This is a genomic window from Streptomyces sp. NPDC033178 (genome assembly GCF_055577685.1).
On the sequence record NZ_JBVIPT010000012.1, the window covers coordinates 164,823 to 178,348 of the forward strand.

Sequence of the window (13,526 nt, forward strand, 5' to 3'; positions counted from 1 at the left end):
ACTGTCGCACCCGGCGATTCGTTCCCCGCACGTGGCACGCGTCCCGGGGAGAAAATGCGTGGCACGCGGTACGGCCCCGGGGCTAGGCTCCTGCGCTTTGGTTCGGACCGGCCGAAGGGGGCCCGACGTGGGGACATGGCGGTTGTACGCGGCCGTCGCGACGGGTGCGTTCCGGCGGTACGCGACCTACCGGGTGGCGACCGCCGCGGGCGTGTTCACCAACACCGTCTTCGGGCTGATCCTGGCGTACACGTACATCGCGCTGTGGGACGAAAGGCCTGGCCTCGGCGGGTACGACCAGTCCCAGGCGGTGACGTACGTGTGGCTCGGGCAGGGGCTGCTCGCGGCGGTCGCGGTGATCGGCGGCGGCTTCGAGGACGAGCTGATCGAGAGAATCCGTACGGGTGACATCGCTATCGACCTGTACCGGCCCGCGGACCTCCAGATGTGGTGGCTGGCGGCCGACGCGGGGCGGTCCGCGTTCCAGTTGGTGGGGCGTGGTGTGGTGCCGATGGCGTTCGGGGGGCTCGTGTTCCATCTCGCGCTTCCGGCGGATGTCGGGACCTGGCTGGCGTTCCTCGTCGCGGTCGTCCTCGGTCTCCTGGTGAGTTTCGCGATCCGCTATCTCGTCGCGCTGCTGGCGTTCTGGTTCATGGACGGGGCGGGTGTGCAGCAGCTGGCGGTGCTCGCGGGGATCTTCTTCTCCGGGATGACGCTGCCGCTGAACGTCTTCCCGGGCGGCCTCGGCGAGCTGGCCCGGGCGCTGCCCTGGTCGGCGCTGCTCCAGGCCCCGGCGGACGTGCTGCTCGGCGAGCGCACGGGCCTCGCGCTGCTGCGGACGTACGCCTTCCAGGCAGCGTGGGCCGTCGGGCTGCTCGCGGTGGGCCGCCTGGTCCAGTCGGCGGCGACGCGCAGGGTGGTGGTCCAGGGTGGCTGACCTTCGGGAGAGGCACGACGCGCACCGCGGCTTCCCGCCTGCCGGTCGCTCGCGAGTGGTGGACGGGCTGCGGGCCTACCGGCTGATCGCCTGGATGTGGATCCGCTCGACGATGGCGTACCGCGCGTCCTTCGCGATGACGGCCTTCGGCAACTTCGCGGGGACCGCGCTCGACTTCGTCACGATCCTGCTGATGTTCTCGCGGGTCGACGAGCTCGGCGGCTACTCGCTGGGCGAGGTGGCGTTCCTGTACGGGCTGTCCAGTGCCGCGTTCGGACTCACCGATCTGGCGCTCGGCTCGGTGGACCGGCTCGGGCAGCGGGTGCGCGACGGCACGCTCGACACGCTGCTCGTACGGCCCGCGCCGGTGCTCGCGCAGGTCGCCGCGGACCGGTTCGCGCTGCGCCGCCTGGGCCGGATCACGCAGGGGCTGCTGGTCCTCGGGTACGCGCTCGTCGTGGTCGACATCTCCTGGACACCGCTGAAGGTGCTGCTGGTGCCGGTGATGGTGGTCAGCGGGGCCGCCATCTTCGCGTCGGTGTTCGTGGCGGGCGCGGCCTTCCAGTTCGTGGCGCAGGACGCGTCCCAGGTGCAGAACTCCTTCACGTACGGCGGCACCACGCTGCTGCAGTATCCGCCGACGGTCTTCGCGAAGGACCTGGTGCGCGGGGTGACGTTCGTGCTGCCGCTGGCCTTCGTCAACTGGCTGCCCGCGCTGTACGTGCTGGACCGGCCCTACCCGCTCGACCTGCCCGAGTGGGTCGCGTTCCTGCCGCCGCTGGTGGCGGTCGTCTGCTGCGCGCTCTCGGGGGTCGCCTGGCGCGCGGGTCTTCGTTCGTACCGGAGCACGGGGAGTTAGCCGCACATGAACACGCAGACGGACACACAGAGGGACTTCGACCACGCCGACGACTTCATTCGCCTCGACCGCGTCGAGAAGGTCTTCGACGTACGCAAGAAGACCGGCTTCATGCGCAGTGAGCGGCGGCAGGTGCGGGCCGTCGACTCGATCTCCTTCGCCGTGGCGCGCGGCGAGATGGTCGGCTACATCGGGCCGAACGGCGCGGGCAAGTCGACCACCATCAAGATGCTCACCGGCATCCTCACCCCCAGCGGCGGCCGGCTCCGCGTGGCGGGTATCGATCCGTCCCGCGAGCGCACCAGGCTTGCGCAGCGCATCGGGGTGGTGTTCGGGCAGCGGACGACCTTGTGGTGGGACCTCCCGCTGATCGACTCGTACCGGCTGATGCACCGCATGTACCGGATCCCGGACGCGCGGTACGCCGAGAACCTCGACCGGTGCGTCGAACTCCTCGAACTGGGCGAGCTGTTGGACGTACCCGTACGGCAGCTGTCGCTCGGGCAGCGGATGCGCGGGGACATCGCGGCGGCGCTGCTGCACGACCCGGAGGTGCTGTACCTGGACGAGCCGACGATCGGGCTCGATGTGATCAGCAAGGCGAAGGTGCGGGACTTCCTGCGGCACCTCAACGCCGAGCGCGGCACGACCGTGCTGCTCACCACCCACGACCTGACGGACATCGAGCAGCTGTGCCGGCGCGTGATGGTCATCGACCACGGGCGTCTGATGTACGACGGGCCGCTGACCGGGCTGCACGAGATCGGCGAGAGCGAGCGGACGCTGGTGGTGGACCTGGAGCGTGAACTCCCGCCGATCGAGGTCGAGTCGGCGCGGGTGGTGAAGGTCGAGGGGCCGCGGCAGTGGCTCGCGTTCCCGGCGGCGGAGTCGGCGGCGCCGCTCGTGGCGCGGATCGCCGCCGCGTATCCGCTGGTGGACCTGTCGGTACGTGAGCCGGACATCGAGGCGGTCATCAGCCGCATGTACGAGGAGAAGGCAACCTCGTAGGCTTCTGTCCATGACGGACGAACTCCCCGACGGGCTTCCCGAGCTGCGAGCCTCCGACGCCGACCGCGAGCAGGTCGCCGAAGTCCTGAGGGACGCCCTCGCAGAGGGCCGCCTCGACATGGAGGAGTTCGAGGAGCGTCTGGAGGCGACGTACAAGGCCCGTACGTACAAGGAGCTGGCGCCCATCACGCGGGATCTGCCCGCGCCCGGGGTGACTCCTCCCGCTCCCACCGTCTCCATGGTCAAGCAGCCCGCGGGGGCGGGCGGCTGGGCGGGCCGCATCGTCGGCGGTGACGGTTCGTCCCGGTGGGGTGTCGCGGTTCTGGGCGGGTTCGAGCGCAAGGGGCGCTGGACCATGCCGAAGCGGTTCAACTCCTTCGCGTTCTGGGGCGGCGGTGTCATCGACCTGCGCGAGGCGAACTTCGCCGACGGCGAGGTCGTCGTCAACTGCGTCGCGATCATGGGCGGGATGAGCGTGATCGTGCCGCCCGGCGTCGAGGTCGTCGTCCGCGGCATCGGCGTCATGGGCGGCTTCGACCACAGCGAGGAGGGCGTCGAGGGCGACCCCGGCGCCCCGCGTGTCGTCGTCACCGGGTTCGCCTTCTGGGGCGGTGTCGGTGTCGAGCGCAAGGTGACCAAGGCCGAACGGCTCCGCCAGAAGGAGGAGCGGCGGCTGGAGAAGCTGGAGCGGAAGGCCGCGCGGCAGGAGGAGCTGGAGGAGTCCCGGCGCCGGGCCCTGGAGGGCTCCGGCGCGCTGGATCACCGGGACTCGCTGGATGACGCGCGGTCCATCCACCGGGCCGCGATGGAGCAGCACCGGGAGATGATGCGGGAGCATCGGGAGGCTCGGCGGGAGGAACGCCGCGAGCGGCGGGACGAGCGGCGGGACCGGGACTGAGCCCAGCCCCGGCCGGGCGTCGCGCAGTTCCCCGCGCCCCTAAAAGATCACAGCTCGGCCGGGGCCGAGCCCTTCAGGTCCTTCAGGTCGAAGACCTCCGCCATGCGCTTGTAGCCCTTGTCGCTGGGGTGGAGGTGGTCGCCCGAGTCGTAGTCGGAGCGCAGGCGGCGGGGGTTGTAGGGATCGCGGAGTGCCTTGTCGAAGTCGACGTAGGCGTCGTAGACCTTGCCGGCACGGATCTGGGCGTTGACGGCCTGGCGGGTGTCCTCCAGGTGCGGACGGTAGCCGCGGTGGCCCTGGAAGGGCATGAGCGTGGCCCCGACGACCCGCAGGCCCCGGGCGTGGGCCAGGCGCGTCAGTTCGCGCAGCCCGGCGGTGATCTTGTTCGCGTCGGTCTGCTGGGGCGTACGGAGGATGTCGTTGACGCCGAGGGCGACCACGACCGCCCTGACGTTCGTACGGCCGAGCACGTCACGGTTGAAGCGGATCAGACCGCTCGGGTTCTCGGCGGGCCGGCCGAGGCCGCTGCCGAGGACGCGGTTTCCGCTGATGCCCTGGTTGACCACGCTGTAGCGGGGCCCGTTCGAGTTGTCGCGCAGCCGGTCGGCGAGGACGTCCGTCCAGCGCCGGTTCTCGCCCACGGACGAGGTCGAGCCGTCGGTGAGCGAGTCGCCGATGACGACGACCGTGCCGTCCGACTCGTTGCTCAGCACGTCCAGCGCGGTCACATAGCGCCAGTACGGCGTCTGCCCGGTGTACGCGGTGCCGGTCACGTCCTCCGTGAGGTCGCCCTCGGCGGTGTACGAGATCTGCCGTGCCTGCGGGTGGATGGTGACCGGCCCGGACGGGGTCGGCGAGTACGTCGTCACCAGCACGTCCGTGTCGTGCGGGACGAGCAGGCGCACGGCGTCGCTGACCACCTGCTGCCCGGCCGGCACGATCACCGACGGGCTGCCGCGGAAGGTGAGGCGGCGCATGGTGCCGGCGGCAGCGGCGGGGTTGTTCGCGGCGGCCGCGACGGCGACCGAGGCGTGCGTGATGCTGAGCGGCTGCTGTCCGTAGAGGTTGGACAGGGTGATCCGGGCCGCGGTGCCGCCGACGCCGACGTGCACCACGTTGCGGACCGAACGGCCGGCCATTCCGTTGGCCTCGGTGCCGGGCTCCGCCCCGGACGGGGACGCCGACCAGGCGCCGACCCAGGTGCCGACGGACGCGGGGGCCGCCGAGTTGTGTGGCGTACCGCCGCCCACGAGCGGCTTCTCCTCGCCGTCGTCGGCGGCGACCCCGACGTATATGGCGGCTGAGATGACCACGACTACGGCGACGATCGCGGCCAGCAAGGCATAACCGTGACGCTTGGTCATGCGGTGCAAGTCTCCTCGGGCAGTGGGAGCCCGAGGCTCCGATGTGATGACCCCATGATGAGGCATGGCGTGGGGGGAAGCAGACAGGGCCCCCATTGCCCCCGCCGCCCGTATCCGATTTTTCTGGCCCCGCCCGGCAAGACGCCGGGAACTCCTGTTCCGTTCCAGTAGTCGGTCAGGTTGGGACAATGGGTGTGGGGGACAGGGAACGGGTGGAGTGGATGGAAAGCGCGAAAGCGGATCAAAAGGATGACGCGGGGCCCGAAGGGCAGCATGCCCGGCCCGGCGGTGTGGCGAACCGCACGGTGCCCGGGCGCGCGATGAACTCGTTCAGCCCCGCGGACGAGGAGAAGTTCCGCGGGGTGCGCCGGATGAAACTCACGGCGACGGGCATGCTGCTGTTCGTCGCCGTCGTGTACGTACTGGCCAAGTGGGCCGGGAACTCCGGCGCGGGCGCCTGGACGGGCTATGTGGCCGCGGCCGCCGAGGCCGGCATGGTCGGCGCGCTCGCCGACTGGTTCGCCGTCACCGCGCTGTTCCGGCACCCCCTCGGCATCCCCATCCCGCACACCGCGATCATCCCCACCAAGAAGGACCAGCTCGGCGTCTCCCTGGGCGAGTTCGTCGGGGAGAACTTCCTCTCGCAGGACGTCGTACGGCAGCGGCTGCGCTCTGTGGGTATCGGCAGCCGCCTCGGTGCCTGGCTGGCCCATCCGGAGCACGCCGACCGGGTGACCGCGGAACTGGCCACCGCCCTGCGCGGCGCCCTCGCCGTGCTGCGCGACTCGGACGTGCAGGCCGTCGTCGGCGAGGCCATCAACCGGCGGGCCGACGCCCAGGAGATCGCCCCCGGCATAGGGAAGATGCTGGAGAAGGTCGTCGCGGACGGCGGCCACCGGCGGGTCGTCGACCTGATCTGCGTCCGCGCCCACGACTGGCTGGTCCTCCACAACGACCAGGTGATGGACGCCGTACAGGGCGGCGCCCCCGGCTGGACCCCGCGGTTCGTCGACAAGCGGGTCGGCGAGCGTGTCTACAAGGAACTGCTGCGCTTCGTCACCGAGATGCGCGACATGCCCGCCCACCCGGCCCGCGGTGCCCTCGACCGGTTCCTCACCGACTTCGCCTCCGACCTCCAGTCCGACACCGACACCCGCGCCCGGGTGGAGAACCTCAAGCGGGAGGTCCTCGGCCGCGGCGAGGTCCAGGACCTGATCGCGTCCGCCTGGTCCTCCGTACGGCAGATGATCGTGTCCGCCGCGGAGGACGAGCGCAGTGAACTGCGGCTGCGCGTGCGGGCGTCGCTGCTCTCGCTCGGCGCGCGCATGGCCACCGACGCGAAGCTCCAGGCCAAGGTCGACGGCTGGGTCGAGGGGGCCGCGGTGTACGTCGTGACGACATACCGCGACGAGATCACCTCGCTCATCACGGACACGGTCGCGGGCTGGGACGCCGAGCACACCTCGAAGAAGATCGAGGCGCACATCGGGCGTGACCTGCAGTTCATCCGGATCAACGGCACGGTGGTCGGCTCGCTGGCGGGCCTTCTGATTTTTGCGGTGTCCCGGGCGCTGGGGGCGTAGCGCTCCGCGGGGCTGGGGGTTCGTCTGCGGGTGGGTGGGGGCTGGTCGCGCAGTTCCCCGCGCCCCCAAAAAGGGGCGTAGCCCCGGGCTGCGTGACGGGTGGCAGGTGAGAGGGGCGCGGATCTGGGGACTCGGGGGTGTGCCCCGGTGCCGCACGTGCCCGGGGGCGGAGGAGGCGAGCCATGGCCGTCACCGAGGCCGATACGGGCACTGTCACCACTGCGGTCCCCGCACGGCTGGACCGGCTGCCGTGGTCGCGCTGGCACTGGACGATCGTCATCGGGCTCGGCACCGTGTGGATCCTCGACGGCCTGGAGGTCACCGTCGTCGGCAACATCGCGGGCCGGCTCTCCGAGTCCGGCAGCGGGCTGCCCATCTCGGCCGCACAGGTCACCGGTATCGCGGCCGCGCTCTATGTGGCCGGGGCCTGCTCGGGGGCGCTGTTCTTCGGCCGGCTGACGGACGTCTTCGGCCGTAAAAAGCTGTTCATGATCACCCTCGCCGTCTATCTCGCGGCCACCGCGATGACGGCGTTCTCCTTCTCCACCTGGTGGTTCTTCCTCTTCCGCTTCCTCACCGGCTTCGGTATCGGCGGCGAGTACGCGGCCATCAACTCGGCGATCGACGAACTGATCCCCTCCCACTACCGCGGCCGCGTCGACCTCATCATCAACGGCAGCTTCTGGCTCGGCGCGATCGGCGGCTCGCTCCTGTCGATCGTCGCCCTGAACACGGACCTCTTCGCGATCGACGTCGGCTGGCGGCTCACCTTCCTCCTCGGCGTCGTCCTCGGCCTGGTGATCCTGCTCGTACGCCGCAACGTCCCCGAGAGTCCCAGGTGGCTGTTCATCCACGGCAGAGGAGAGGAGGCCGAACGCCTCGTCGCCTCCGTGGAGCGGCAGATCGAGGAGGAGACCGGACGTGAACTCCCGCCGCCCGCAGGCGAGATCACCATCCACCAGCGCAAGAGCATCGGGTTCCTCACCATCGGGCGCACGGTCTTCTCCACGTACCGCAAGCGCGCCGTGCTCGGCCTCTCCCTCTTCATCGGGCAGGCGTTCCTCTACAACGCGATCACCTTCGGCTTCGGCGCGATCCTCACCACGTTCTTCGACGTGCCGACCTCCGACACCGGCTACTACTTCGCCGTCATCGCGGCCGGCAACTTCCTCGGCCCGCTGCTGCTCGGCAAGCTCTTCGACACCGTGGGCCGCCGGATCATGATCTCGTCCACCTACCTGCTCTCCGGCATCCTGCTCTTCGCCACCGCCTGGCTCTTCGACCGGGGCTCGCTGAGCGCGACGACGATGACCGCCTGCTGGTGCGTGGTCCTGTTCTTCGCCTCCGCGGGCGCCAGCAGCGCGTACCTCACGGTCTCCGAGATCTTCCCGATGGAGACCCGCGCGATGGCCATCGCCTTCTTCTACGCCATCGGCACCGCGGCCGGCGGCATCAGCGGGCCGCTGCTCTTCGCCGACCTGACCAGCACGGGCGTGGTCGGCGACACGGTGCTCGCCTTCCAGATCGGCGCCGGGCTGATGTGCGCGGCGGGTCTGGTCGCGGCGGCACTCGCGGTACGGGCGGAACGCCGGTCGCTGGAGGACATCGCCAGGCCGCTGTCGGAGGCGGTTTCGCCGTCATCCGGGGCGAAGCCTTCAGGGCCGCCGCCTTCCGGGCCCACGCCTTCCGGGGCGACGGCGTAGGCCCGCCCCTCCCGCGTCCCCGAGCCTCGGCCCGTACGGCTGTCGGGCCGCCCTCCCGGATTACCCGACGCCCGTCGGGTGACCTGCGAGGATGCGCCGTGTCACCGTTTCCGGAACGACGCAGCGACGTGACGACGCAGAGCCGCGACGACGACGGGACCGCGCGTCGAATCGGAGGACGAGATGACGACCTACCCCCTGGACCCGGAGCTTGCCGCGGTCGTGCCCATGCTGCCCAGGGCCGACACCTCGGACCTCGAAGGAGCCCGGGCCGAGATGCTCGTCGGCATCACCGCGGCCCTGGAGGACGTGGACGCCACCGGCGTGGACGTCTTCGACGTGGTGGCGCCCGGGCCGGAGGGCGCCCCGGACGTCACCCTGCGCGGCTACCGCCCGCAGGGCGTCGAGGGACCGCTCCCGGTGATCTACGACATCCACGGCGGCGGCTTCATGCTGGGCAGTGTCGAATTCGACCATGGCACCAACGTGTCGCTCGCACGGGAACTGGGCGCCGCCGTCTTCTCCGTGGAGTACCGGCTCGCCCCCGAGAACCCGTACCCGGCTGGCCTCGAAGACGCGTACGCCGGACTCGTCCACCTCACCAAGAACGCCGCCGAACTCGGTGTCGACCCCGCCAGGGTCGTCCTCTTCGGCGTCAGTGCGGGCGGCGGTCTCGCGGCCGGTCTGGCGCTGCTGGCCCGTGACCGGGGCGGGCCTGCGATCGTCTTCCAGTACCTCGGCGTCCCCGAGCTCGACGACCGGCTCGACACGCCCAGCATGCGGGACTTCACCGACACGCCCCTGTGGAACCGGCCCAACGCGATCATCAGCTGGGACGCCTACCTCGGCACCGGTGTGCCGGGCAGCCCGGACGTCCCGATCTACGCGGCTCCCGCCCGGGCCACCGCCGAGCAGCTTGCGGGGCTGCCGCCCGCCTACATCTCGGTGATGGAGTTCGATCCGCTGCGGGACGAGGGCATCGACTATGCCCGTGCGCTGCTCGCGGCCGGGGTGAGCGTTGAGCTGCATCTGTTCCCGGGTACGTTCCACGGCTCGGCGATGGTCGCCCATGCGGAGGTCTCCCAGAGGGATGCGGCCGAGGCGGTTGCGGTCCTTCGAAGGGCGCTGAGGTAGCGCCCTTCGAAGCACCAGGTGGGTACGGGTACCTGTTGTTTGTCGGGTGCGGGCGCGTCGTGGCTGGTCGCGCAGTTCCCTGCGCCCCTAAAAAGCGCCGGTGTCGCCGTGGCTCTCGCGCAGTTCCCTGCGCGCCCCTAAAAAGCGTCGGAGTCGCCGTGGCTCTCGCGCGGCGCCCGGCGCCCTAGTCCTCGTCCGCCAATCGCAGCGCGTACAGCGCCAGTTGGGCCCTGAAGCGGTCCTGTGGGTTGCTCAGGTGGTAGCCCAGGGCGGTTTCCACTCCTGTGAGGCGGGCGGCGACCGAGCTGTGGTGGAGGTGGAGGTCGGTGGCGGCGTGGCGGAGGGAGCCGGTGCGGAGGAAGGCGGTCAGGGCGGCCAGGGCCGCCGGGCCGCCCTTGCCCTCGGCGAGTTCGGCCAGGGCGCGCACGTCGGGCTGGGCCCGCAGCCGGTCGACGGGGATGTCGGCGAGCAACGCCACCGGCCCGAGGGTGTCGTGGTCCACGACGGCCTCGTCGGGCACCCCCGCCACATCGACGGCGAACCGCAGCGCGAGCCTGGCCTGCGCCCAGGAGGCCCAGGCGTCCAGGGCGGGAGCACTGCCGCCGATCCCGATCCGTACGCCGTCGGCACCGTGCTCACGCAGGAACGCCCGCAGCGCGTCGGCGGCCGACTCGGCACCCGGCGCCAGCGCCACCGCGAGCGGACCGACCGCTGCGACCCGCACACCGGGCCGCAGTTCATGCCGCCCCAGCACGGCCACCGAGGAGGCCCCGGCGACGGCCACCACCCGCAGCGGCTGCTCGGGCGCCAGACCCAGCAGGCGCAGCGCCCGCGCCCGGTCCTCGACGGCCTCGCGCTCCGAAAGCACCCGCTCGACCAGCGCCGGGTCCGCCACCTGATGGGGCGCGCTCTCCTGCTCACGGCTGCCGTGCACGACGCCCGCGGCGATGGCCATCCACTCCAGCACCAGCTCGTCGAAGGGCCCCGGCGCCCCCGCCCGCTCCAGCCACACCCGGCCGCCCGGTGCGAACTCGGCGCTCCCGGAGACCGTGCCGGCCGGCCCCGCCGGTACGGTCCCGGCCGGCCCGAACCGCACCACACGCCCGCCCACCTCAAGGCCCGCCGGACACTCGGCAAGACCCGCCGTGGACCGCACGAGCGACTCGGTGTCGAGCCGCCCGGCCCCGAGCAGCGCCTCGAAGTGCGCGATGACCCGCAGCGCCGCCGCAGCGTCCGCGTCGAGGGCCGACAGCCGTAGCAGCAGTCCCTTCATGACCTGGGAGTCTAGGCGGCGGGCGGGTCGTACGGGCCGGTCGTGCGCCCCCGTTGTACGGCTGTGCGACTGTGCGGCCGGGAGGGAGGAAGGCCCCGGCGATCTGAGTACGCGTACTCTGTCGGCCCCGTGTGCGTCTGAGGAACGCTCGTTCCCATGACCCCCATGACCGAGAAGCTGCTGGGCCTGCTGTCGAAGCGCCCCTGGACGGAACGCTGGCTGACCCGCCTGCTGGGTGCCGCCCTGTCCTCGGCGGCGTACCTTCTCTGCCTGCCCTGGGATCTGCGCAACCGCCCCGAGTCACCCGGTTCGACGACCGAGACGACCCCGGTGACCGTCCTCGGCGTCGCGGTCCTTGCCGTGACCCTGCTCCTCCTGGCCGTGTACTTCGGCCGCCGCGACGCCCTCGCCTGGCCCCTGCTGTTGGTGGCGGCGCCCCCGGCGACACTCATGTACCTCTCGTTCCGCACGAACCCCGAGCCGCCGGACGCGTCCCTGTGGCCTCTCACCTGGGCGTTCTCCACGCTTGTGATGGCGGCTGGGGTACTCGTCGCCGCGTCCGTCGCCCGGCAGTTCAGGCAGGACACGGGGGACTCGACGGACGGGCTGGTGTTCGCCCACTCCTCCTCGGGAACGGGCGGCGGCTCCTCGGCCCCGGCCGTCAGGCGCCCGTCGTGGAACCAGGGCGGACGATCATGAGGATCGTGACGGTGGCCCAGAGCAGGTTGAAGATGCCGGTGAACATGGCGAGCCGGACGGTGGCACGGGGGTTCGCGGTGCCGCCGGTGGACGTGGTGGTGTCCGTGGCGGCGAGGGGGCTCGTGGCGCCGGCGGTGGCTCCAGCGCCAGTTGTGCCGGCGACGTCGGCCGTCGCGTCCGGCCCGGCCGCCGCCTCCACCGCTTCGAGGAGTTCCTCCTGACGCGGCAGCACCAGCGCCAGCAGGACCGCCGCCGCTATCCCGGTCAGCGCCATCGAGGCGATCAGCCAGGCGTCACCGAGTACGCCCATGCTCATGGCCGTGGCGAGACCGAGGACGGGAACGGCGATGCCGAGGCCCGCGTACACCCGGCAGATCCGGTGCAGCAGCCGTAGCGTCTCAGCCGCCCGCTGGTCCCCCGGATCGGCGAGGGCGCGGCGCGCGCCGGGCGGGAACATGCTGGCCGCCACGGTGACGGGCCCGACGGCGACGATCGCGGCCAGGACATGGAGAACGAGGAAGAACTTGGTCACGAGGGGACGGTAGGCGGCGTACCGGATCTTGTGGAAGTGGCGCTATTGCCAGGGTTCAACGGATTCTCGCCAGCACCTGTTTCAGCAGTAGGTGGACCGACAGTAGGCCAGCAGCAGGCCACCCCCCTGTTGGCGAGAACCCGCGCCACCCCTACTCTTTCGCCATGCACACAGTGGCCGTACTGGCACTCGACCAGGTCATCCCGTTCGACCTCTCCGCGCCGATCGACACGTTCAACTGGGCCCGGCTGCCGGACGGCCGCGCGCCCTACCGGATCAAGGTCTGCTCGGTGGCCGAGGAGGTGAGCGCGGGCCCGTTCGCCATACGGGCCCCGTACGGTCTTGAGGTGCTGGCCGAGGCCGACACGATCGTCGTGCCGGGCACCGCCGACCCGACCGTGCCGCTGCCGCCGGGCGTCGCCGAGGCCCTGTGCGCGGCGGCCGCGAACGGGACGCGTATCGCGTCGATCTGCGTCGGCGCGTTCATCTTCGCCGCCACCGGTCTGCTGGACGGACAGCGGGCGACGACCCACTGGATCGCGGCGGCGGACCTGGCGGCCATGTACCCGAAGGTGACGGTCGACCCGAACGTCCTCTACGTCGACAACGGCCAGTTCCTCACCTCGGCCGGCGCCGCCGCGGCGATGGACATGTGCCTGCACATGATCCGCCTGGACTACGGCTCGGCCGTCGCCGCGCACGCGGCCCGGATGTCCGTCATGCCGCTCGAACGGGAGGGCGGGCAGGCCCAGTTCATCGTCCACGCCCAGCCGCCGGCCCCGGCCGGCACGACGATGGAACCCCTGCTGAGCTGGCTGGAGGAGCACTCCGACCGCGATCTGACCCTGGACGACATCGCGGCCCGGGCGGGCATGAGCGCCCGTACGCTCAACCGCCGGTTCCGCGAACAGACCGGCACCACGCCGCTGCAGTGGCTGCACCTGGCGCGGGTGCGCCGCGCCCAGCACCTCCTGGAGACCACGACCCACCCGGTCGAACGGATCGCGGTCCAGACGGGGTTCGGCTCACCGACGGCCTTCCGCGACCGCTTCAAGAGGGTGGTGGGAACGAGCCCGCAGGCCTACCGGAGGGCGTTCCGGGGAGCGCCGGTGAGCTAAGGTCCGTCCCTCCCCGGAGCCGGCCCGAAAACCGGGGACGGCTCCGAGAACCGGGGACGGCTCCGAGAACCGGGAACAGCCCCGACAGGAAAGACGTCCTCAGCCGCGCCGGTCGGCCACCGCCCAGGACGCCAGCGCAACGGCCCCGGCCACACCGAACACCGCGGGCCAGGCGCCCACCTTCTTGGCGAGCGGATGCGATCCGGCGAACCCGGCGACGTACGCGACGGTCAGCGCGGTCGCCGCCCGCCCGCCGGCCTGCTGCCGCCACCGCTGCGCGGCCGCGGCCCCGGCGACGGCGAGTACGGCCCCGCCGAGCTGCCGCTTCCCGGTCCAGCGAGCGACCCCGTACCCACCGATGAGCCCACCCGCGGCCACCGCCGCTGCCGGTACCTTCGCCATCACTGCCTCCTGGTGC

13 protein-coding genes are annotated in these 13,526 nt (G+C 71.5%); 9 read left to right on the forward strand and 4 right to left on the reverse strand.

Features of this window, described 5'->3' with window-relative positions; translation table 11 throughout:
- Positions 1 to 127 precede the first annotated feature (127 nt).
- From ACZ5VQ_RS28415 to ACZ5VQ_RS28430, 4 genes are read left to right on the forward strand one after another with little or no spacing between them, the layout of a single operon-like run.
- Positions 128 to 937, forward strand: coding sequence for an ABC transporter permease (locus tag ACZ5VQ_RS28415; protein ID WP_469107346.1), 810 nt, complete (start codon positions 128 to 130; stop codon positions 935 to 937).
- Positions 930 to 1,796 (forward strand): ABC transporter permease, encoded by an 867-nt coding sequence (locus tag ACZ5VQ_RS28420; protein ID WP_469107347.1) that lies wholly within the window; start codon positions 930 to 932, stop codon positions 1,794 to 1,796. The genes ACZ5VQ_RS28415 and ACZ5VQ_RS28420 overlap by 8 nt, the downstream gene beginning before the upstream one ends.
- A gap of 6 nt (positions 1,797 to 1,802) precedes the next feature.
- Complete coding sequence (locus ACZ5VQ_RS28425) at positions 1,803 to 2,804, forward strand: ABC transporter ATP-binding protein (protein WP_469107348.1); 1,002 nt, start codon at positions 1,803 to 1,805, stop codon at positions 2,802 to 2,804.
- A 10-nt stretch (positions 2,805 to 2,814) separates the two neighbouring features.
- Positions 2,815 to 3,702, forward strand: coding sequence for a DUF1707 SHOCT-like domain-containing protein (locus tag ACZ5VQ_RS28430; RefSeq protein ID WP_469107349.1), 888 nt, complete (start codon positions 2,815 to 2,817; stop codon positions 3,700 to 3,702).
- Between the two features lie 47 nt (positions 3,703 to 3,749).
- Here ACZ5VQ_RS28430 and ACZ5VQ_RS28435 read toward each other — a convergent pair whose 3' ends face one another.
- The gene (locus ACZ5VQ_RS28435) at positions 3,750 to 5,066 is read right to left on the reverse strand and encodes an SGNH/GDSL hydrolase family protein (protein WP_469107350.1); all 1,317 of its coding nucleotides are present in this window, start codon (positions 5,064 to 5,066) and stop codon (positions 3,750 to 3,752) included.
- 221 nt (positions 5,067 to 5,287) lie between these two features.
- On the opposite strand from ACZ5VQ_RS28435, the gene ACZ5VQ_RS28440 reads away from it, so the two are divergent.
- The 3 genes from ACZ5VQ_RS28440 to ACZ5VQ_RS28450 all read left to right on the forward strand — a co-directional run bounded on the left by ACZ5VQ_RS28440 (position 5,288) and on the right by ACZ5VQ_RS28450 (position 9,486).
- Positions 5,288 to 6,649: a DUF445 domain-containing protein gene (locus tag ACZ5VQ_RS28440; protein WP_469107351.1), complete on the forward strand. Its 1,362-nt coding sequence runs from the start codon at positions 5,288 to 5,290 to the stop codon at positions 6,647 to 6,649.
- A gap of 182 nt (positions 6,650 to 6,831) precedes the next feature.
- Positions 6,832 to 8,352: an MFS transporter gene (locus ACZ5VQ_RS28445; RefSeq protein ID WP_469107352.1), complete on the forward strand. Its 1,521-nt coding sequence runs from the start codon at positions 6,832 to 6,834 to the stop codon at positions 8,350 to 8,352.
- A 183-nt stretch (positions 8,353 to 8,535) separates the two neighbouring features.
- Positions 8,536 to 9,486: an alpha/beta hydrolase gene (locus ACZ5VQ_RS28450; RefSeq protein WP_469107353.1), complete on the forward strand. Its 951-nt coding sequence runs from the start codon at positions 8,536 to 8,538 to the stop codon at positions 9,484 to 9,486.
- Between the two features lie 184 nt (positions 9,487 to 9,670).
- Here ACZ5VQ_RS28450 and ACZ5VQ_RS28455 read toward each other — a convergent pair whose 3' ends face one another.
- Positions 9,671 to 10,759 carry a PucR family transcriptional regulator gene (locus tag ACZ5VQ_RS28455; protein ID WP_469107354.1) on the reverse strand — a complete coding sequence of 363 codons (1,089 nt, stop codon included), beginning with the start codon at positions 10,757 to 10,759 and terminating at the stop codon, positions 9,671 to 9,673.
- A gap of 156 nt (positions 10,760 to 10,915) precedes the next feature.
- On the opposite strand from ACZ5VQ_RS28455, the gene ACZ5VQ_RS28460 reads away from it, so the two are divergent.
- Complete coding sequence (locus ACZ5VQ_RS28460; RefSeq protein ID WP_469107355.1) at positions 10,916 to 11,458, forward strand: hypothetical protein; 543 nt, start codon at positions 10,916 to 10,918, stop codon at positions 11,456 to 11,458.
- Here ACZ5VQ_RS28460 and ACZ5VQ_RS28465 read toward each other — a convergent pair.
- The gene (locus tag ACZ5VQ_RS28465) at positions 11,421 to 11,990 is read right to left on the reverse strand and encodes a protease (protein ID WP_469107356.1); all 570 of its coding nucleotides are present in this window, start codon (positions 11,988 to 11,990) and stop codon (positions 11,421 to 11,423) included. The two genes, ACZ5VQ_RS28460 and ACZ5VQ_RS28465, sit on opposite strands and share 38 nt — an antisense overlap.
- Before the next feature lie 164 nt (positions 11,991 to 12,154).
- Between ACZ5VQ_RS28465 and ACZ5VQ_RS28470 the strand changes: the two genes are divergently transcribed.
- A complete protein-coding gene (locus ACZ5VQ_RS28470) occupies positions 12,155 to 13,108 on the forward strand; it encodes a GlxA family transcriptional regulator (protein WP_469107357.1) in 954 nt (317 codons plus the stop codon).
- Between the two features lie 99 nt (positions 13,109 to 13,207).
- On the opposite strand, the gene ACZ5VQ_RS28475 is transcribed toward ACZ5VQ_RS28470, so the two are convergent.
- The gene (locus ACZ5VQ_RS28475; protein WP_469107358.1) at positions 13,208 to 13,510 is read right to left on the reverse strand and encodes a hypothetical protein; all 303 of its coding nucleotides are present in this window, start codon (positions 13,508 to 13,510) and stop codon (positions 13,208 to 13,210) included.
- Positions 13,511 to 13,526: the final 16 nt, after the last annotated feature.